Below are 18,383 nucleotides of genomic sequence, written 5' to 3'. Positions count from 1 at the left end.
ATGGACCTGTTCTTCGACGCGCTCACCGCTGTGCTGCTGCTGGTCGGCGCCCTGCTCTCGCTGCTGGCCGCGATCGGCCTGATGCGGTTCGACGACCTGCTCTCCCGGATGCACGCGGGCACGAAGCCGCAGGTGCTCGGACTGATCTGCGTGATGCTCGCGGTCGCCATCCGGAACCCCGGCTTCGCCGCCGCAGGGACCATCGTGCTGGTGATCGGCTTCCAGCTGCTGACCGTGCCCGTCTCGGCGCACATGGTCGGCCGGGCGGCCTACCGGGCCGAGGCCGTCTCTCCCGGGTACCTCGTCGCCGACGAGCTCGCGGAGGCGGTCACCCGCGCCGACGAGCAGGCCCGCGCGACCGGGCCCGAGACCGCGCACGCGTCCGAGGAGCGGGCGCGCACCTCCTCCGCGCCCCCGCCCGAGGACGAGGACGGCCCGGCCGCGACCGCCTAGGCGACGAGGACGAGCTGCACGGCGGAGGCCCCGGTCATGCTGCGCAGCGCGAATCCGCCGATCGCGAGGGTGACGGCGACCAGGCCGCCGACCAGCAGTACCAGCAGCGGCACCACCCACAGCAGCGCCCGTCGGCGTCGGGCTCGGGCCTCGTCCGGCGTCTCTTCGATCACCCGTCGACTGTACGGGACGGCGGGGGGCGTGCCCCCGGCGCCCACGAGCCGCCCGATAAACTGGACCTCATGACCCTGGACTCCGCTACCTCCGGCGCGCCCGAGAACTCCCCCGGCCCCGACTCCGAGGCCGAGCACCGCCGGGGAGCCGAGTGGTGGCGCACCGCCGTCATCTACCAGATCTACCCGCGCTCCTTCGCGGACGCGGACGGCGACGGCATCGGCGACCTGCCCGGCATCGCCTCGCGCCTCGAGAGCCTCGCCGAGCTCGGCGTCGACGCGATCTGGCTCTCGCCCTTCATGACCTCGCCGCAGACGGACGCGGGCTACGACGTCGCCGACTACTGCGACGTCGATCCGCTCTTCGGCACCCTCGCCGACTTCGACGCTATGCTCGCCCGCGCTCACGCCCTGGGCATCCGGATCATCGTCGACCTCGTCCCCAACCACTCCTCCAGCGCCCACCGCTGGTTCCAGGAGGCGCTCGCCGCTCCCGCGGGCAGCGCCGAGCGGGCGCGCTACCTGTTCCGCGACGGCCGGGGCGAGTCGGGCGAGCTGCCCCCGAACAACTGGGAATCGGTCTTCGGCGGCCCCGCGTGGACCCGCGTCATGGAGCCCGACGGCTCGGCCGGCCAGTGGTACCTGCACCTCTTCGACACCTCGCAGCCCGACTTCGACTGGACGAACGAGTGGGTGCGCGAGCGCTTCCGGGACGTCCTCCGCTTCTGGCTCGACCGCGGCGTCGACGGCTTCCGCGTCGACGTCGCGCACGGGATGATCAAGGCCGAGGGGCTGCCCGACTACACGCCGCCCGCCGACAGCGGGTCGATGGGCGGAGTCGCTCCCGCCGACGGCGAGGAGCCCGCCACCGCCCCCTACTGGGCGCAGGACGGCGTCCACGAGATCTACCGCGACTGGCACTCCCTGCTCGCCGAGTACCCGGACGACCGCGTGCTCTGCGCCGAGGCGTGGGTGCAGCCGCTCTCCAAGCTCGCCCGCTGGGTCCGCCCCGACGAGATGCACCAGGCCTTCAACTTCGCCTACCTCGAGACCCCGTGGAGCGCACCCGCCCTCCGCGACATCATCGACTCCTCCGTCGAGGCCTTCGCCGCCGTCGGCGCCCCGTCGACGTGGGTGCTGTCGAACCACGACGTCGTGCGCCACGCGAGCCGCCTGGCCCTGACGTCCGACAACCCGCAGGGCTACGGCATCGGCCCGCGCACGCCCGGACTCCCCGACCCCGTCCTGGGGCTGCGCCGCGCTCGTGCCGCGACCGCCCTCATGCTCGCGCTCCCCGGCTCCGCCTACGTCTACCAGGGCGAGGAGCTCGGGCTCCCCGAGGCGATCGACCTGCCGGACTCGGCGCGTCAGGACCCGACCTGGTTCCGCACCGGCGGCGAGCGCTACGGCCGCGACGGCTGCCGGGTGCCGATCCCGTGGGAGGCGGACGCGCCCGCGTACGGCTTCAGCGGCTCCGGCGACTCCTGGCTGCCGCAGCCCGGCGACTGGGCGCCGCTCGCCCGCGACCGCCAGCGCGGTGTCGAGGGCTCGACGCTCGAGCTGTACCGGTCCCTGCTCGCGGTGCGCCGCGCCGAGGACCTGGGCTCCGGCGCCGTCGAGTGGCTCGAGGGCTACCCGGAGGACGTCGTGGCGTTCCGCAACGGAACGGTCACGGTGATCGCGAACCTCGGCGAGGCTCCGGTCGAGCTGCCCGTCGGCTCCGTGGTGCTGTCCTCGGAGGAGCTGCACGAGCCGGCGCTGCCGGCCGACACCACGGTCTGGCTGCGCGCGGAGTAGCGGGCCGCGGGGTCCGCCCGGCGGCTCCCGCGTCCCGCCGCCGGGTCAGCGCCCGGCGTTGGCCTTGAGCCAGAGGTAGGAGTCGACCTTCGTCACGCCGTCGAGGCGGATCTCGAAGTGAAGGTGCGGTCCGGTCGACATGCCGGTCGTGCCCACCAGGCCGAGGAGCTGGCCGACCTTCACCGGGTCGCCCTCGTTCACGGCCGCCGAGCCGTGCTGCATGTGCGCGTACACGCTCGAGACGAGCTGCCCGTCGATCTCGTGGTCGACGATCACGTGCACGCCGAGCGAGCCCTCGCCGTCGATGACCGTGCGCACGACGCCGTCGGCGATGGCCTGGATGGGCGAGCCGTCGCCCGGGTTGAAGTCGGTGCCGCCGTGGTTCACCGAGCAGCCCGCGCAGTTGCGGTAGCCGAAGCGGTCGCCCACCGGCACGCCGACGGCGAAGGGCCACTGGATGGACGCGTTCGGGTCGTTGGTGAAGCCGGTGTCGGAGGTGCGGACGATGTCGGCGACGTTGGTCTGCGTCTTGCGCTCCTGCACGCCGAAGCCGTCGCGGGCGACCGTCTCGGCGCTGACCTCGCCGGCGACGAACGACTGCGCGCCGCGGCGGGCGTCGGCGCCGAAGGGGGTCGAGAGGCTCTGCGCCTGCACGTCCTCCGCGGTCAGGAGCGATGTGGCCGGCAGAGAGGTCGCCGCCACGATGGCCGCGACGAAGGAGAGGGCGACGAGTCCGCCGACCCGGGTCCGGCGCACGGGCCGGAGCGGCGTCGCGCGCGGTGCGGGGACGGGGGCCGGGGCGCTGCGGACCGAGGCGACGCGGCGCTCCGCTTCGCGCAGTTGCTCCGCCGTGGGAGCCGCGAGGAGGTCGTCGGAGCCGCTCGCGAGCGAGACGTCGGAGGCGAGGGCCAGAGCGCGCTCGCGCTCGCGGAGCTCGCGACGGGAGAGGGGTGGAGTCGATTCGCCGGGGGTCGATGCAGGGGCAGCGGGGGCGGGCGAATCGGGGCTCACGAAATCGATGTCTTCCGTCGGGGGCAGGGGACGAGCGGGCCTCCAGGGAGAGGCACCGCTCGGCTCCGTGAGCGCAGCCTGTGCGAACATCACGAATTCATAAAGGATAACCACGGCCGGCGGGATCCGGCCAGAGGCCGCCGCGCACAGGCGCGATCGGGGCACGACGCGCGGCGAGCCCCGGCGGGATCCTGCGCCGATCCGCCTCTCGGCGCACGGAATCCTTGTCGGCTCGGCCCGGGAGAGCGGTTACACCTCGTCCGCGCGCAAGCGGCGCAGCAGATCCTCCAGCTCGGCGAAGAGAGGATCCGGTGCCGCGATGAGCAGCCCGGAGCCGAAGGGTGCGCCGTCGAGTCCCGCGACCCGCGCGCCCGCCTCCTCGGCGATGAGGGCGCCCGCAGCGAGGTCCCACGGGTTCAGGCCCCGCTCGTAGTACGCGTTCAGCTGCCCGGTGGCCACCGAGCACAGGTCGAGCGCCGCCGAGCCGATGCGGCGGATGTCGCGGACCGAGCCCAGGAGCTCCTGCACCACGGCGCCCTGACGCATCCGGCGGCCCGCGTCGTAGCCGAAGCCGGTGCCGACCAGCGCGAGCGAGAGGGAGGAGGGAGCCGAGACCTGCAGCGCGACTCCGTCCCGCTCGGCTCCCCCGCCTCGGCTGGCCGTGGTCACCTCGCCCGTCGCTCCGTTCACGACCGCGCCGGCGAGCGCGGTCCAGGTCGCGGGATCCGGCTCCCCCTCCACCACAGCGATGCTGACCGCGTAGGAGGGGATGCCGTAGAGGTAGTTGATGGTCCCGTCGATCGGATCGACGACCCAGGTCAGCCCGCTCGTGCCGCCCCCCGACCCCGACTCCTCGCCGAGGAAGCCGTCGTCCGGACGCGCCTCGGCCAGGCGCCGGCGGATCAGCTCCTCGACCTCCCGGTCCGCGGCCGTCACCACGTCCTCCGGGGACGACTTCGACGCGGCGATCTCGACACCGTCCTGCCGCCGCTGGCGGGCGAGGTGCGCCGCCTCGACGGCGATCGAGCGGGCGATGGCGAGGAGGGGGGCGTTGTCGCTCATGGCCCCAGCCTAGGGATCGGGCCCATCATGGGGGGATGAGCACCCCTATCGCCCTCACGGGAGCCACCGGAGCCGTGGGCGGTCGCGTCGCGCGCGAGCTCGCCGACGCCGGTCACGCCCTCCGCCTGCTGGTCCGCGACCCGTCCCGCGCGCCCGAGCTCCCCGGGGCCGAGGTGGTGCGCTCCTCCTTCGCCGACGCGGGCGACTCGCTCGAGGGCGTGCGCCTCCTCCTGATGGTCTCCGCCTCCGAGAACGAGGAGCGCCGCGCCGAGCACCTCGCGTTCGTCGACGCAGCCGCCGCCGCGGGTGTCGAGCACGTCGTCTACACCTCCTTCGCCGGAGCCGCACCCGACGCGGTCTTCACCCTCGCCCGAGACCACGCGGCCACCGAGGACGCGATCCGCCGCTCCGGCATGGGCTGGACGTTCCTCCGCGACAACCTCTACCTCGACTTCCTGCCCGCGATGCTCGGCGACGACGGCGCGATCCGCGGACCCGCGGGATCGGGCCGTGCCGCCGTCGTCGCGCGCGAGGACGTGGCCCGCGCCGCCGCCGCGGTCCTCCGCTCCCCCTCCGAGCACCGCGGAGCCGCCTACGAGCTGACCGGGCCCGAGGCCCTCACCCTCGACGAGGTCGCGGCGACCCTGACGGCGGCGGGCCGCCCCGCCGTGTACGTCGACGAGACCCTCGAGGAGGCGTACGCGTCACGCCGCCGCTGGAACGCACCGGACTGGCAGCTGGACGCCTGGGTCAGCACCTACTCCGCGATCGCCGCCGGACAGCTGGAGCACGTCTCGGGCGACGTCGAGCGGCTGACCGGACGGCCGCCGCTCTCTCTCGCAGCGTTCCTGGAGCAGGAGGCGCGGGGCTGAGGCGACGGCGCGGGCCGGACCGGTGCTCCCCCGGAAAGGCGCTCCGCCGGAAAGGCACTCCGCCGGAAGGGCGATCCCCCGACATGCGGAACGCCCCGCGCATCTCGTGATGCCGGGGCGTCTGCTGGATGTTCCTGCTCGGTGGCGAGTGAGGGATTCGAACCCCCGAAGGCTACGCCGTCTGATTTACAGTCAGATCCCTTTGGCCGCTAGGGTAACTCGCCGTGGCGCACCCGACCGCGTGTTCACAACCGGAGGCGCTCAGCAAGGATACCCACGCGACCGGCGGATCGGAAATCGGTGCCGCGCGGCCTCAGTCCGCCTCCGCCGCGTAGCGGGACGCCGCCTCCGCGACCTTCCCCGCGTAGCTCCCGGCCGGGTTGTAGGCCGCGATCGCCGCCCGCCATCCCGACTCCGTCGAGAGGTCGCCGCCGGCGTCGCAGAGGTACCGGGCGGCGGTCACCGCCTGCTGGTCCACGTTCTGCGGATCCCATCCGCTCGACGCCCACGCCATCCACGTCGCCGGGATGATCTGCAGCGGACCCATCGCCCGGTCGACCTCGGCGTCGCCGTCCAGAGCCCCGCCGTCGTTGTCGGGGACCCGGTCGAAGCGCGTTCCGTCCAGGCGCGGACCGTAGATCGGCTCCGTCGGCCGCCCGTCCTCGCCCAGCTCGCCGCCGTCGATCGTGCCGTGCCTGCTCTCGACGTAGCCGATGCCGGCCAGGGTCGCCCAGTCCAACCGGCAGTCGGGGTCGACCGACGCCGTGAGGAGGGCCGTGCCCGCGTAGGCGGTGAGCGCACGCAGCGGGATGCCGCTCCCCTCGGACGCCGTGCCCAGCCACGCCTCGTCGGCGAGCAGTCGCACCGGCGTCGCCGCGGCCTGCTCGGGATCCTCCAGCACGACGGGGTCGGCCGCGACGGGAGCGGTCGCCGCGGGAGGGACGGTGGACAGGCCCTCCTCGACCGTCAGCGCGGGCGGCCGCTGGCCGCAGCCGGCCAGGAGGAGGCCGGCGAGCGGGACGAGGACGAGAACGGGGAGGCGGCGCACCCCTCAGAGGTACCAGCCGCGCCTGGGGCCGGGCTCCGCCACGCCTGAAAGCTAAACTCGGAGCCATGGCAGATTCAACGTTCGACGTCGTCAGCAAGATCGACAAGATGGAGGCGGACAACGCCCTGAACCAGGCCCACAAGGAGGTCGAGCAGCGCTACGACTTCAAGAACGTCGGCGCCTCGATCGCCTGGAGCGGCGAGAAGATCCTGATCAAGGCCAACACCGAGGAGCGGGCGAACGCCATCCTCGACGTCTTCCAGTCGAAGCTGATCAAGCGCGGCATCAGCCTCAAGAGCCTCGACGCGGGCGAGCCCTTCGCGTCCGGCAAGGAGTACCGGATCGAGGCCACCCTCAAGGAGGGCATCGACCAGGAGCACGCGAAGAAGATCAACAAGCTCATCCGCGACGAGGCGCCGAAGTCGGTCAAGTCGCAGATCCAGGGCGACGAGCTCCGCGTCTCCTCGAAGAGCCGCGACGACCTCCAGGCGACCATGGCGCTCCTGCGCGGAGCCGACCTCGAGCTCGACCTCCAGTTCGTCAACTTCCGCTGAGGAATGACGCACACGGGAGCACGCGAGTGACCGCCGGCATCGACGAGCCCGACCGGCGGGGCCGCACCGGACTCGACCGGGAGGGCCTCGACCTCGTCGGGAACCCCGACGTCGTCGTGAAGGAGGTCACCCTCCTCTCGAGCGACTGGTACGTCCTCCGCACCACCCGCTTCGACTACCGGCACCGCGACGGCAGCTGGACCAGCGAGCAGCGCGAGACGTACGACCGGGGGAACGGCGCGGCGGTCCTGCTCTACGACGCCGACGCGCGCACCGTCGTCCTGATCCGGCAGTTCCGCTACCCCGCGTACGTGAACGGCGACCTCGACGGGATGCTCCTCGAAGTGCCCGCCGGTCTCCTGGACGAGGACGGGCCCGAGGAGGGCGCCCGCCGGGAGGCGTCCGAGGAGACCGGACTCGAGGTCGGCCGGCTCGAGCACGTGTTCGACGCGTTCATGAGCCCCGGCTCGGTCACCGAGAAGCTGCACTTCTACGCCGGCCGCTACCGCGCGGGCACCCGCAGCGGAGCGTTCGCGGGACTCGCTGACGAGGGCGAGGACATCGAGGTACTCGAGCTCTCGTTCGACGAGGCGCTGACCCAGATCGGCGTGCAGATCGTCGACGCGAAGACGATCATGCTCCTGCAGTGGGCGGCTCTGTCCGGCCCGTTCTCGCGCTGACGCGCGAGCGTCGCGGCTGCGAACGCGTCAGCGCGCGTACTCGGCGAGGGCGCGTCCGGTCAGCGTGTCCGCCGCCGCGAGCCCGACCGGAGTCCCCTCGAAGACGATCGTCCCTCCGTCGTGCCCGGCTCCGGGCCCCACGTCGATGATCCAGTCCGCGTGCGCCATCAGGGCGCGGTGGTGCTCGATCACCACGACCGAGTTCCCGGAGTCGACCAGCCGGTCGAGCAGTCCGAGCAGCGTGTCGACGTCCGCGAGGTGCAGGCCCGTGGTCGGCTCGTCGAGCAGGTAGACGGATCCGGACGAGGCCATGTTGATCGCGAGCTTGAGGCGCTGGCGCTCGCCCCCGGACAGCGTGTTCAACGGCTGTCCGAGCGTGAGGTAGCCGAGACCGACGTCGACGAGACGGGCGAGCACCGTGTGCGCCGGTCCGCTCGCGAAGAACTCCGCGGCGTCGACGATCGGCATCGAGAGCACCTCGTGGATGTTCCTCCCGCGGAGGCGGTACTCGAGCACCTCAGCGGTGAACCGCTTGCCGTCGCACTCCTCGCAGACCGACGAGACCGTCGCGGCGGGGCCCAGCTCGGTGAAGATCATCCCGGCCCCCTTGCAGACGGGGCAGGCGCCTGCCGAGTTCGCGCTGAAGAGCGCCGGTCTCACACCGTTCGCCTTCGCGAAGGCCGCCCGGATCGCGTCGAGGACCCCGGTGTAGGTCGCCGGATTGCTGCGCCGCGAGCCGCGGATCGGCGACTGGTCGGCCACCACCACGCCGGGCCGACCCGCGAGCGAGCCGTGCAGGAGCGACGACTTCCCCGACCCTGCGACTCCGGTGACGACGGTCAGCACGCCCAGCGGGACGTCCACGTCGACGCCGCGGAGGTTGTGCGTGGAGGCCCCGCGGATCTCCACCGCCCCGGTCGGACGGCGCACGGCCTCCTTCAGCGGGACGCGGTGACCGAGATGACGGCCCGTCAGGGTGTCGGACGTGCGCAGCTGCGCCACCGTCCCCTCGAACCGCAGCTCGCCGCCGTGCGCACCGGCCCTCGGACCGAGGTCGACCACGTGATCGGCGATCTCGATGATCTCCGGCTTGTGCTCGACCACCAGGACGGTGTTGCCCTTGTCCCGCAGGCGGCGCAGCAGCTCGATCATCCGCGAGACGTCGTGCGGATGCAGACCCGCCGTCGGCTCGTCGAAGACGTACGTGACGTCCGTGAGGCTCGATCCCAGATGCCGCACCATCTTGACCCGCTGCGCCTCACCGCCCGAGAGGGTGCCCGACTCCCGATCGAGCGACAGGTAGCCCAGCCCGACCTGGACGAGGGCGTCGAGCGTCCCGAGGAGGGTCTCGACGATAGGAGCGACGGACGGCGCCTGCAGCCCGCGGAGCCACGCGGCGAGGTCGGTCGCCTGCAGCGCGGCGCACTCGGCGATGTTCCGGCCCCCGATGCGCGACTCCAGTGCCGCGCGGGTGAGCCGGCCGCCTCCGCACTCGGGACAGGCGGCGAAGGTGGCCACCCGCTCGGCGAAGGCGCGGATGTGCGGCTGCGCCGCCTCCTTCGCCAGGTAGAGGCGGGTGACCTTCACCAGGAGGCCCTCGTAGGTCATCGTCATCCCGGCGATGGCCATCTTCGTGGCCGGACGGTAGAGGAACGCGTCCATCTGCTCGGGCGTGAAGTCGGCGATCGGCACATCGGCCGGATAGAGGCCCGACTCGGCGAGGCCCTTCCAGTACCAGCCGCCGACGACGAAGTTGGGGATCGCGTCGAGAGCGCCGCCCTCGAGCGACGTCGAGCGGTCGATCAGCGCGTCGAGGTCGATGCTCGACACCCGGCCCGTCCCCTCGCACCGCGGGCACATCCCCTCCGGCAGGTTGAAGGAGAACGCACCGCTCGTGCCCGCGTGCGGATCGCCGATCCGGCTGAAGAGGATCCGCAGCATCGTGTACGCGTCGGTCGCCGTGCCGACCGTGGACCGGCCGTTCGACCCCATCCGCTCCTGGTCGACGACGATCGTGGCCGACAGTCCGTCGAGCGACTCCACGTCCGGGCGAGCCGGCGACCCCATGAACTGCTGCACGAAGGCGGAGTAGGTCTCGTTGATGAGGCGCTGGGACTCGGCCGCGATGGTGCCGAAGACGAGCGACGACTTGCCGGAGCCCGAGACCCCGGTGAACACGGTGATCCTCCGCTTCGGAATGTCGACGTCGATCCCCCGGAGGTTGTTCTGGCGCGCACCGCGCACCCGGATGACGTCGTGGGGCGCGGCCGTGGTCATGCTGTCTCCGTCCAGAGCGGTGCCCGAATCCTAGAGGAGGCGCAAGGCGTCCACGCCGGAACGACGAACGGCCCTCCGGACTGCACCGGAGGGCCGTTCGGAGACCACGCGTCAGAGCGCGGCCGGCTCCGCCCGCGAGATCGCGATCATGTCCTCGCGGGGAACGACCTTCACCCGCGCACGGCCCTCGGGCTCGCCGAGCGCCATCTCGTGCTCGTCCAGCCGGTGCCAGCCGTCGAGATCCGTGTAGGCGATCTCCCGCTCCTCGAGCAGGGCGACCACGGCCGCCTCCTCGGGGTGCTCGGGCGTCCACCAGGACGCCTGGTCGTTGAGCACGTGCGCGACGGTCTCCATGGCGTCGGACTTGGTGTGCCCGATGAGGCCCACCGGTCCTCGCTTGATCCAGCCGGTCGCGTAGACGCCGTGGACCTGCTGGTCCTCGTCGTCCAGAACCTGGCCCTCGCGGTTCGGGATCACGCCGCGCATCTCGTCGAACGGGAGGCCGTCGAGCGGCGAGCCGAAGTAGCCGACCGCGCGGTACACGGCCTGCACCGGGACCTCGCGGATCTCACCCGTGCCGCGCACTCCGCCCTCGCCGTCCGGCTCGGTGCGCTCGTACCGGATCGCGCCGACCCGACCCGATCCGTCGTCCACGAACTCGAGCGGCTTCGCCCAGAAGTGCAGGTGGAGACGACGCGAGGCGCTCCCGACCTCGCGGGTGCGCCACTGGTTGAGCACCCGGTTGATGACCATGACCTGCTTGTTGGTCGCGATGGCGGCCTCCGAAGCGGGATCGAGGTCGAAGTCCTCGTCGGCGACGATCATGTCGACGTCGCGCAGCTCGCCCAGCTCGCGCAGCTCCAGCGGCGTGAACTTCACCTGAGCGGGACCGCGGCGCCCGAAGACGTGCACGTCGGTGACGGGAGAAGCCTTCAGCCCCTCGTAGACGTTCGGCGGGACCTCGGTGGGCAGGAGGTCCTCGGCGTGCTTCGCCAGCATCCGCGAGACGTCGAGCGCCACGTTGCCGTTGCCGATGACGGCGACGGAGGACGCCTCCAGCGGCCAGGTGCGCGACACGTCGGGGTGGCCGTCGAACCAGCTGACGAAGTCGGCCGCACCGTAGGAGCCCTCGAGCTCGACACCCGGGACGTCGAGCGGAGCGTCCCGGACGGCGCCGGTCGCGAAGATCACGGCGTGGTAGTGCCGCTTGAGATCCTCGAGCGTGATGTCGGTCCCGAAGTGCACGTTGCCGAAGATGCGGATGTCGCCCCGGTCGAGCACCTCCCGCAGCGCGGTGATGATCCCCTTGATGCGCGGGTGATCGGGCGCCACGCCGTAGCGGACCAGGCCGTAGGGCGCGGGCAGGTGCTCGAACAGATCGATCGAGACGTCGTACTTCTTCTCGGCCTTGATCATGAGGTCGGCGGCGTAGATGCCCGCGGGACCCGCGCCGACGATGGCCAGCCTGAGCTTGGTCATTGCGTTCCTCCTGCCGGGGCGCCGCAGCGCACAACCGGTCTCATTCCTGCGGCGCAGGGCGCGCCGCGACGATCGGGGTCAGCCGTTGCGCTCGACGACGGTGTCGGCGAAGCGCGTCAGCGCCTTGCGGACGGAGCCGTCGGGCAGCGGAGCGAGGGCGGCGACGGCCTCGTCGGCCCACCGGTGGGCCTCGGCGAGGGTCTGCGCGGTGACGTCGTGATCGCGCAGCTGAGCGATGGCGTCCGAGATGTCGGCGCTCTGCTCCTCCGTGTGCGCGATGGCGTCGTTCGAGCGGCTCACATAGCTCTCGATGCGGGCGAGGAGAGCCGCGGCGTCCCTGTCCGAGGAGGCGCGCTCGCGCAGGCGCAGGATCGGCAGCGTCGACACGCCGGCGCGGATGTCCGTGCCGGGGTTCTTGCCGGTCTCCTCCGGCTGGGGAGAGAGGTCGATGACGTCGTCGACGATCTGGAAGGCGACGCCGATCTTCTCGCCGAAGACGCGCATGGCCTCCTCGTACTCCTCCGGAGCCTCCGAGAACGCGACTCCCGTGCGGCCCGCCGCGGCGATCAGGGACCCGGTCTTGTCGGCCAGGACGGACAGGTAGTGCTCGACCGGGTCCTCGCCGTCGGTCGGGCCGACCGTCTCGTGCAGCTGCCCGAGGACGAGACGCTCGAACGTGTCGGCCTGGAGCCGGATCGCCTTGTCGCCGAGCTCGACCATCAGCTGGTTCGCGCGGGCGAAGAGCAGATCGCCCGTCAGGATGGCCACGTTGTTGCCCCACACGGTCTGCGCCGACGGGACGCCGCGGCGTTTCTCCGCCTCGTCCATGACGTCGTCGTGGTAGAGCGATGCGAGATGCGTGATCTCGATCGCCTGCGCACCGAGCAGGACCTGCGGCGTGTTGCCGCGGCCCAGCGACGCGGCCAGGAGGGTGAGCATCGGGCGCACGCGCTTGCCGCCCGCCTCGAGGAGGTACCGGGTGGAGACGTCGGCCACAGCGTCCGCGAAGGACAGCTGCCGGACGAGACCCTCCTCGACCTGCTCCAGACCCGCGTCGATCGTGCGGGCGAGAGCCCGGTCCGACGAGGAGGAGAAGATGCGCTCGGAGAGGCCGAGCTGCGCCGTCAGAGACGGGCTGCGACGGGCGACGGGCGCAGTGGCGTTCACAGGGAAACCCTAACGTCTCGGCCTGTGCGGACCCCGGTCGTCATCGGGTGGCTGCGATCGGCTTGACGCCGCGGTGCAGCGCCACGATGCCAGCGGTCAGATCGCGGTAGGCCACGCGCTCGAAGCCCGCCGCGCGGAGCCAGGCGGCGACGACGCTCTGCTCCGGCCAGGCCCGGATGGAATCGCCGAGATAGTCGTACGCAGAATTGTTCGACGACGCGAGGCGCACGACGGCGGGCATGACCGTCGACAGGTAGAAGTCGTACGCGGCGGCCAGCGGAGCGATCGGCGGAGTCGAGAACTCGCAGATCACGACCCGGCCGCCGGGCTTCAGCACACGCAGGAACTCGGCGAGCGCCGTCCTCGGCTCGGCCACGTTGCGCAGACCGAACGAGATGGTCACGGCGTCGAACGACTCGTCCTCGAACGGGAGGTCCATCGCGTCGGCCTGGACGAACTCGATCCGGTCGTTGCCCGCCTGACGGCGACGGCCGACGACGATCATCCCCGGGGAGAAGTCGGCTGCGACGACCTGGGCGCCCGACCGCGCCAGCGACGCGCTCGACGTTCCGGTGCCGGCCGCGATGTCGAGGATGCGCTCACCGGGAGCAGGGTTGACGGCGCGAGTCGTCGCGATCCGCCAGAGCCGGTCGTTCCCCACCGAGAGGAGTCCGTTCACCAGGTCGTAGGCGGGAGCCACGGTGTCGAACATCGAGGCGACCTCGTCGGGCCGTTTGGTGAGGTCTGCCTTCGTCACGATCCGCAAGTCTACGGCGAGACGCGGGACGGCGGCTGTGCATCCGCCGTCCCGCGCCCGGTCGGCGCGCTCCCCCCTGGGGAAGCGCCGGGACCGCCCCGCTCCGCCTCGCGCGGCGGCCCCGGACCGGATCACGGTAGCAACGGAGCCCTGCGCCCCGAGCCCCGCGGCATGGGACGTCCCACCTTCTGGCGCGGGCGTACCCTGCTGAGGTGACGCTCATCGGCGCTGGAACCCCCCTGCTGCGTGCGGAGACGACTCCACTGGACTCTCCGCAGTCGCTCCTCTCCCACTCCGACCCGAGGCGGCCCCTCCTCTGGCAGCGCGACGGCGCCGGCCTCAGCGGACGCGGCGAGGCCCTGCGCCTCGAGTTCTCGGGCCCGGAACGGCTGCGGGATGCGGCGGCGGCCTGGCGGCGGCTCTGCGACGCGGCGACGGTGGAGGACCGGGTCGGACTGCCCGGGACGGGGCTGGTCGCGTTCGGGACCTTCGCTTTCTCGAGCCGATCCGAGGCGGCGAGTGTGCTGATCGTGCCGCGCACCGTGATCGGGACGCGCGACGGCCGGTCATGGCTGACGCGGATCACGATCGGCGAGGCAGAGGGACCGGATACGCCGAGCGAGGAGCCGCTGGGGGCGGAGTACCACGTGCCGCTCTCGCCGGGTGCGCTGCCGCCGGACGGGTACCGCGCGGCGGTCGCTGCCGCGGTGGAGACGATCCGGGCGGGCGAGCTGTCCAAGGTCGTGATCGCGCGCGATCTGCAGGGGCGGCTCCCTCCGGGGGCGGACCTGCGTCGGATGCTGGGTGCGCTCACCGAGCGGTACCCGGACTGCTGGGGCTTCGCCGTGGACGGATTCCTCGGCGCCAGTCCGGAGACGCTGGTCGCGGTCGATCGGGGCGAGATCTCGGCGAGGGTGTTGGCCGGCACGGCCGCACGAGGCGAGGATCCCCTCGCCGACGCGGACGTGGAGGCCGCTCTGCTCGAGAGTCCGAAGGACCGCTCGGAGCACGCTTTCGCTCTCGCCAGTCTGGTCCGGGAACTTGAGCCCCACACACGGGAGCTGACGGCGGGCGCCGCCCCGTTCACGCTGCGCCTGCCGAATCTCTGGCACCTCGCGACGGACGTGCGAGGAATTCTGGGCGACTCCTCCAGCGCGCTCGATCTCGTCGATGCTCTTCACCCGACCGCGGCAGTGGCCGGCACTCCGACCGCCGACGCCCTTGCGCTCATCGAGCACCTGGAGCCCTTCGACCGCGGTCGGTACGCAGGACCCGTCGGCTGGATCGACGGCAACGGCGACGGCGAGTGGGCCGTCGGACTCCGCAGCGCCGAGGTCACGGCCGAGGGCGCGGTCACGGCCTGGGCGGGCGCCGGCATCGTGGCCGACAGCGTTCCCGAGTCCGAGCTCGCCGAGACCCGCATGAAGTTCCGCCCGATCACCGACGCGCTGGCATGACGCACGTCGGGAGTCGCTGAAGCCGTCGGCTACCCCGCCGGGTCGCTCTCGAGCCGGGGAGCACCCGGCCGTCGTCCTGCGCCCACCGGCGGACGCCCGGGCAGTGCCGGCGGCCGGGTCGTCACGCGACGGCCGGTCGGTGTGGTCCAGTCCGCTGTGCCGTCCGGATGGAGCAGATACGTCCAGCGGTCGCCGTGGCGCACGTGGTGGTGGGCGACGCACAGGGAGGCGAGGTTGTCGGGAGTCGTCTCTCCCCCGTTCCGCCATTCGACGCTGTGGTCGGTCTCCGTCGAGGACGCCGGCCGGGTGCAGCCCGGGAAGCGGCAGGTCTGGTCGCGGAGGCGGACCAGCAGCCTCATCCTCGGCGGCGGGAGGCGGTGGCGGCGCCCGACGGAGACGACCGCGCCGGTCTCCTCGTCGGTCAGCACGGGAGTGAAGGCGGCGTCGTCGTCGATGAGCGCTCGCACCGCCTCGGCGGGGATCGGCCCGTAGCCGTCGAGCTCGGCGGCCGCCTCGTCGTCACCTGCGGCGGTGCTCGCCGCCACGGTGACTCTCACCTCGGCCTGCAGCCCGGTCGAGGGCGCCGCGGCTCCCTCCGGAGTGGTCCCCGCCACGTCCCCGTGGCAGAGCAGGTCGGCCCACGCGTCGGCGCGGAGCTGCGCCAGCGTCCGCAGATCGCGGTCCCCTTCGGCGCCGTCCCGCAGATCCCTCGCGATGCGGTCGAGCCGCGCGAGCGCTCCGACGGCCTCGGGCGCGGGGACGTGCGCGCAGACCGTCGCCATGCCGTCGATCCCGGCTGTCATCCACACCCGGCGGTCCTCGCGGGCGCGAGCGTGCCGCTCAACGAGGGGCTCGTCGTGCAGCTCCTCCCGCACCCGCGCGAGGGCGTGGCGCAGCTGCCCCGGGGTCAGCGTCTCCGCGAGGTCGACGGCCCGGTCGTCGTAGGCCGCGCGCGCCGCTGCGGGGAGGGTCGCCGCGACGGAGCAGATGAGCTGGCCGGCTTCCCAGCGCATTCTGGCGTCGGCGAGCGCGGAGCGGGTCCGCGGCAGCTCCTCCATCAGGAGCGAGGCGTGCAGCAGCTCCCTGGCGGCGGTGCGCTCGGAGACCCCGAGGGCGACGGCGAACTCCGCTCGGATCGACCGTTCGACGAGGTCCGTCGCATCCTTGCTGTCCGCCGAGGAGCCTCGGGCGAACGCGTCGGGACAGGTCATCGCCGCGCAGTGTCCCGCGTGCAGCGCCTCCGCCGCGGACAGGAGCACCGGGGAGGCGCTCCTCGCGAGCGCCGCCGCCCGGTCGCCGAGGGCGAGGACCTCTCCTCGCACGGTCTCCGCATCAGCCATTCCTCCAGCGAAGCAGCAGCTGACGAGCTGCGGAGCTCGAACGAGGCGTCCCCGGGAGAACAGCGTCCGACGACGACCTGTGGAGGACCGTCCGACCGGACCCGCGCGGACTCAGCGCTCGAGCCGGATCTCCACGATGCCCGGCCCGTCACCCGGCGAGGTCAGCGCCTGCTCCAGCTCGCCGCGCGTCGCCGCACGACGGTGGCCCCACCCGTAGGCGCGCGCGAGAGCCTCCAGATCGGCGTTCTGCGGGGTGAACTGCACGCGGTCGAACGCATCGGGATGCGAGCTCGACGCGACCTCGAGTCCGTCGAAGATCGTGCCGCCCCCGTCGTTCACGACGACGAGCTGCACGCGCGGGCGTCGCTCTCCGGGCGGGAGGAGGAGGCCGCCGGCCTCGTGGAGCAGAGTGAGATCGCCGAGGACCGCCCGGGTGACTCCGCCGGCTCCCTGCTCGGTCGCCTGCGAAGCCACCGCGATCCCGAGAGCCGTCGAGATCGTGCCGTCGATGCCGGCGAGGCCGCGGTTCGCCAGGACGGATATCCGCTTGCCCGGCAGGGTCCCGTCGGCGACGCGGATCAGCCGCGACGCTCCGAACAGCAGCCGGTCGTGCGGCCAGGTGACCTTCCAGACCGCGGCGACGACGAAGTCGCGGGTGAGCGGTGCCCTGATCGCGGCGAGGGCGTTGCGCGCGTAGCCGCGGCGGTCCTCGACCGACATCGACCCGGCGTCGGGGACCTCGTCCAGCTCGTCGAGGTCGACCGTCAGGGCGCGGCTCGCGGACACCCAGGATCCGGCCCAGGCGCGCTCGCCGCGCTCGGGACGCGGCGATCCCTCGGGGCGGACCACGTCGACGCCTCCGACGCGGCGGGCGCGCCGGCCGGGGTTGTAGAACTGCTCGCGCACGGCGTCCACGACGATCACCTCGACGTCCTCGCGCCGCAGCAGCTCGGGGACCTCGCGGGAGAGCGTCGGGTGTCCGAGCACGATCGCCCGGCGGATGCGTCCGCCGAAGTCGGGCTCGCCGAGCAGGCGCCGCCAGGCGACGACGAGCTGCGGTCCGAAGCGTGCGCCGGAGGAGACCTCGGCCAGCAGCGGCCAGTCGCCGGCGCGAGCGATCTCCTCGGCCGCGGCGCCCGCCTTGTCCCCGGCGATGACGACCGTGAGCGGCTCACCAGGACCGGCGGTCACGACGGCACGCGGGATCCCGGATCCGACGGAGGGCGACGAGACCGGTTCGATCCGCTCCATGTCGGGCAGAGCGGAGGAGAGCGGATCGCGGAAGGAGAGGTTCAGGTGGACCGGCCCGCGCCGCGCCGCGGTGCCGGCACGATCGGCGAGCGCACGCGCGTCCTCGGGCCGGGAGGCGTCGTCCGGAGCAGCGACGTCCTCGAACAGCCGCACGGCACGCCCGTACAGCTCGCGCTGCTCGGCCGTCTGGTTCGAGCGGATGCCGCGCAGCTCGTCGGGCCGGTCGGCGGTCAGCACGATCATCGGCACGTCCGAGGCGTCCGCCTCGAGCACGGCCGGGTGCAGGTTCGCGGTCGCCGTGCCGGAGGTCGTGATCACGAGCGCCGGCATCCCGGATTCGAGGGCGAGGCCCAGCGCCAGGAACCCCGCGGAGCGCTCGTCGATCCGCACGTGCAGCCGGACGTCGCCGCGGGTCTCGAGCTCGGCCGCCACCAGGGCGAGCGCCTGCGAGCGGGAGCCCGGAGCGACGACGACGTCGCGGACGCCGAGCGCGACGAAGCGGGTGAGGAGGTCGACCGCGAATCGGGTGGAGGGGGCGACCGGCCGGTGCTCAGGCATCCCGGCGGCCGGGGCCGTCGGCCTCGCCCTGCTCGTCCATGTCGGCGAGGTCGCGCTCGAGCTGGGCGATGCGCTCGGCCTGCAGGCGCTCCTCCTCGGGGTCGCGCTCGGTGCGGAGGGTGCCGAGGAAGTCGGGGTCGTCGTCCGGAGCGGTGTAGCGGCGGCCGGCGGCGCGCTGCTTGCGGGGACGGCCGATCCAGAACCACAGTCCCGCACCGATGACCGGGAGGATCAGCACCACCAGGAGCCAGGACCACTTCGGGATCGCCCGCACGGCGTGACGGTTGCTCATCGCGACGTCGATCACGGTGTAGACCGTGAAGACGGCGAGGGCCACGAGCAGGCCGATGACGAGGCGGATCATGGACACGAGTCTACGTCCGGCACCCCCGTCGGGGAGGGTCCGCACGGACGCTGGACAGGAGGCTCCCACGGTGCTCACGGAAG

At 72.6% G+C, this 18,383-nt stretch carries 17 protein-coding genes and 1 tRNA gene; 6 read left to right on the top strand and 12 right to left on the bottom strand.

Features of this window, described 5'->3' with window-relative positions; all coding sequences use genetic code 11:
- Complete coding sequence (gene mnhG / locus C5C39_RS10580) at nucleotides 1-453, top strand: monovalent cation/H(+) antiporter subunit G (protein ID WP_219813331.1); 453 nt, start codon at nucleotides 1-3, stop codon at nucleotides 451-453.
- On the opposite strand, the gene C5C39_RS17510 is transcribed toward mnhG, so the two are convergent.
- Nucleotides 450-626, bottom strand: a complete 177-nt coding sequence (locus C5C39_RS17510) for a hypothetical protein (RefSeq protein WP_181067860.1) — start codon at nucleotides 624-626, stop codon at nucleotides 450-452. The genes mnhG and C5C39_RS17510 overlap by 4 nt on opposite strands.
- Nucleotides 627-695: 69 nt before the next feature.
- On the opposite strand from C5C39_RS17510, the gene C5C39_RS10575 reads away from it, so the two are divergent.
- Nucleotides 696-2,423 (top strand): glycoside hydrolase family 13 protein, encoded by a 1,728-nt coding sequence (locus tag C5C39_RS10575; protein ID WP_104353348.1) that lies wholly within the window; start codon nucleotides 696-698, stop codon nucleotides 2,421-2,423.
- Nucleotides 2,424-2,468: 45 nt separating this feature from the next.
- Here C5C39_RS10575 and C5C39_RS10570 read toward each other — a convergent pair whose 3' ends face one another.
- On the bottom strand, nucleotides 2,469-3,434 hold the full coding sequence (locus C5C39_RS10570) for a M23 family metallopeptidase (protein WP_146083919.1): 966 nt from the start codon (nucleotides 3,432-3,434) through the stop codon (nucleotides 2,469-2,471).
- A 249-nt stretch (nucleotides 3,435-3,683) separates the two neighbouring features.
- Nucleotides 3,684-4,496, bottom strand: coding sequence for an inositol monophosphatase family protein (locus C5C39_RS10565; protein WP_104353346.1), 813 nt, complete (start codon nucleotides 4,494-4,496; stop codon nucleotides 3,684-3,686).
- Nucleotides 4,497-4,531: 35 nt separating this feature from the next.
- Here C5C39_RS10565 and C5C39_RS10560 point away from each other — a divergent pair, with 35 nt between their 5' ends.
- Nucleotides 4,532-5,368, top strand: a complete 837-nt coding sequence (locus C5C39_RS10560; protein WP_104254842.1) for an SDR family oxidoreductase — start codon at nucleotides 4,532-4,534, stop codon at nucleotides 5,366-5,368.
- Nucleotides 5,369-5,510: 142 nt separating this feature from the next.
- On the opposite strand, the gene C5C39_RS10555 is transcribed toward C5C39_RS10560, so the two are convergent.
- Both C5C39_RS10555 and C5C39_RS10550 read right to left on the bottom strand, forming a co-directional pair.
- Nucleotides 5,511-5,592 (bottom strand) — tRNA-Tyr (locus C5C39_RS10555).
- A gap of 89 nt (nucleotides 5,593-5,681) precedes the next feature.
- A complete protein-coding gene (locus tag C5C39_RS10550) occupies nucleotides 5,682-6,416 on the bottom strand; it encodes a hypothetical protein (protein ID WP_104247936.1) in 735 nt (244 codons plus the stop codon).
- A gap of 65 nt (nucleotides 6,417-6,481) precedes the next feature.
- Between C5C39_RS10550 and C5C39_RS10545 the strand changes: the two genes are divergently transcribed.
- Both C5C39_RS10545 and C5C39_RS10540 read left to right on the top strand, forming a co-directional pair.
- A complete protein-coding gene (locus tag C5C39_RS10545) occupies nucleotides 6,482-6,970 on the top strand; it encodes a YajQ family cyclic di-GMP-binding protein (RefSeq protein ID WP_104223606.1) in 489 nt (162 codons plus the stop codon).
- Between the two features lie 26 nt (nucleotides 6,971-6,996).
- A complete protein-coding gene (locus C5C39_RS10540; RefSeq protein ID WP_104282427.1) occupies nucleotides 6,997-7,650 on the top strand; it encodes an NUDIX domain-containing protein in 654 nt (217 codons plus the stop codon).
- 27 nt (nucleotides 7,651-7,677) lie between these two features.
- Here C5C39_RS10540 and C5C39_RS10535 read toward each other — a convergent pair whose 3' ends face one another.
- From C5C39_RS10535 to ubiE, 4 genes are all read right to left on the bottom strand, one after another.
- Nucleotides 7,678-9,927 carry an excinuclease ABC subunit UvrA gene (locus C5C39_RS10535; protein WP_104353345.1) on the bottom strand — a complete coding sequence of 750 codons (2,250 nt, stop codon included), beginning with the start codon at nucleotides 9,925-9,927 and terminating at the stop codon, nucleotides 7,678-7,680.
- Between the two features lie 111 nt (nucleotides 9,928-10,038).
- Complete coding sequence (locus tag C5C39_RS10530) at nucleotides 10,039-11,406, bottom strand: FAD-dependent oxidoreductase (RefSeq protein WP_104249783.1); 1,368 nt, start codon at nucleotides 11,404-11,406, stop codon at nucleotides 10,039-10,041.
- Between the two features lie 78 nt (nucleotides 11,407-11,484).
- On the bottom strand, nucleotides 11,485-12,573 hold the full coding sequence (locus C5C39_RS10525; RefSeq protein ID WP_104233415.1) for a polyprenyl synthetase family protein: 1,089 nt from the start codon (nucleotides 12,571-12,573) through the stop codon (nucleotides 11,485-11,487).
- Between the two features lie 40 nt (nucleotides 12,574-12,613).
- Nucleotides 12,614-13,330, bottom strand: a complete 717-nt coding sequence (gene ubiE / locus C5C39_RS10520; protein WP_104353367.1) for a bifunctional demethylmenaquinone methyltransferase/2-methoxy-6-polyprenyl-1,4-benzoquinol methylase UbiE — start codon at nucleotides 13,328-13,330, stop codon at nucleotides 12,614-12,616.
- Nucleotides 13,331-13,542: 212 nt separating this feature from the next.
- On the opposite strand from ubiE, the gene C5C39_RS10515 reads away from it, so the two are divergent.
- Nucleotides 13,543-14,787, top strand: coding sequence for an isochorismate synthase MenF (locus tag C5C39_RS10515; protein WP_374953688.1), 1,245 nt, complete (start codon nucleotides 13,543-13,545; stop codon nucleotides 14,785-14,787).
- A 29-nt stretch (nucleotides 14,788-14,816) separates the two neighbouring features.
- Here C5C39_RS10515 and C5C39_RS10510 read toward each other — a convergent pair whose 3' ends face one another.
- The 3 genes from C5C39_RS10510 to C5C39_RS10500 all read right to left on the bottom strand — a co-directional run bounded on the left by C5C39_RS10510 (nucleotide 14,817) and on the right by C5C39_RS10500 (nucleotide 18,300).
- Nucleotides 14,817-16,127, bottom strand: coding sequence for an HNH endonuclease signature motif containing protein (locus C5C39_RS10510; protein WP_104353344.1), 1,311 nt, complete (start codon nucleotides 16,125-16,127; stop codon nucleotides 14,817-14,819).
- A gap of 111 nt (nucleotides 16,128-16,238) precedes the next feature.
- The gene (gene menD / locus C5C39_RS10505) at nucleotides 16,239-17,936 is read right to left on the bottom strand and encodes a 2-succinyl-5-enolpyruvyl-6-hydroxy-3-cyclohexene-1-carboxylic-acid synthase (protein WP_104353343.1); all 1,698 of its coding nucleotides are present in this window, start codon (nucleotides 17,934-17,936) and stop codon (nucleotides 16,239-16,241) included.
- Entirely contained in the window at nucleotides 17,929-18,300 is a 372-nt protein-coding gene (locus C5C39_RS10500) for a PLD nuclease N-terminal domain-containing protein (RefSeq protein ID WP_104225908.1), read from the bottom strand. The genes menD and C5C39_RS10500 overlap by 8 nt, the downstream gene beginning before the upstream one ends.
- Nucleotides 18,301-18,383 lie beyond the last annotated feature (83 nt).

The organism is Rathayibacter sp. AY1F3 (genome assembly GCF_002931975.1).
Classification (GTDB): domain Bacteria; phylum Actinomycetota; class Actinomycetes; order Actinomycetales; family Microbacteriaceae; genus Rathayibacter.
This window is presented reverse-complemented; position numbering and strand designations above follow the sequence as displayed.

What these genes read in the sequence shown, in the direction of transcription:
- C5C39_RS10545 (WP_104223606.1), top strand. Translation starts at nt 6,482, where the DNA reads ATGGCAGATTCAACGTTCGACGTCGTCAGCAAGATCGACAAGATGGAG.
- C5C39_RS10565 (WP_104353346.1), bottom strand. Translation starts at nt 4,496, where the DNA reads ATGAGCGACAACGCCCCCCTCCTCGCCATCGCCCGCTCGATCGCCGTC.
- C5C39_RS10510 (WP_104353344.1), bottom strand. Translation starts at nt 16,127, where the DNA reads ATGGCTGATGCGGAGACCGTGCGAGGAGAGGTCCTCGCCCTCGGCGAC.
- mnhG (WP_219813331.1), top strand. Translation starts at nt 1, where the DNA reads ATGGACCTGTTCTTCGACGCGCTCACCGCTGTGCTGCTGCTGGTCGGC.
- C5C39_RS10500 (WP_104225908.1), bottom strand. Translation starts at nt 18,300, where the DNA reads ATGATCCGCCTCGTCATCGGCCTGCTCGTGGCCCTCGCCGTCTTCACG.
- C5C39_RS10530 (WP_104249783.1), bottom strand. Translation starts at nt 11,406, where the DNA reads ATGACCAAGCTCAGGCTGGCCATCGTCGGCGCGGGTCCCGCGGGCATC.
- C5C39_RS10535 (WP_104353345.1), bottom strand. Translation starts at nt 9,927, where the DNA reads ATGACCACGGCCGCGCCCCACGACGTCATCCGGGTGCGCGGTGCGCGC.
- menD (WP_104353343.1), bottom strand. Translation starts at nt 17,936, where the DNA reads ATGCCTGAGCACCGGCCGGTCGCCCCCTCCACCCGATTCGCGGTCGAC.
- C5C39_RS10560 (WP_104254842.1), top strand. Translation starts at nt 4,532, where the DNA reads ATGAGCACCCCTATCGCCCTCACGGGAGCCACCGGAGCCGTGGGCGGT.
- C5C39_RS10575 (WP_104353348.1), top strand. Translation starts at nt 696, where the DNA reads ATGACCCTGGACTCCGCTACCTCCGGCGCGCCCGAGAACTCCCCCGGC.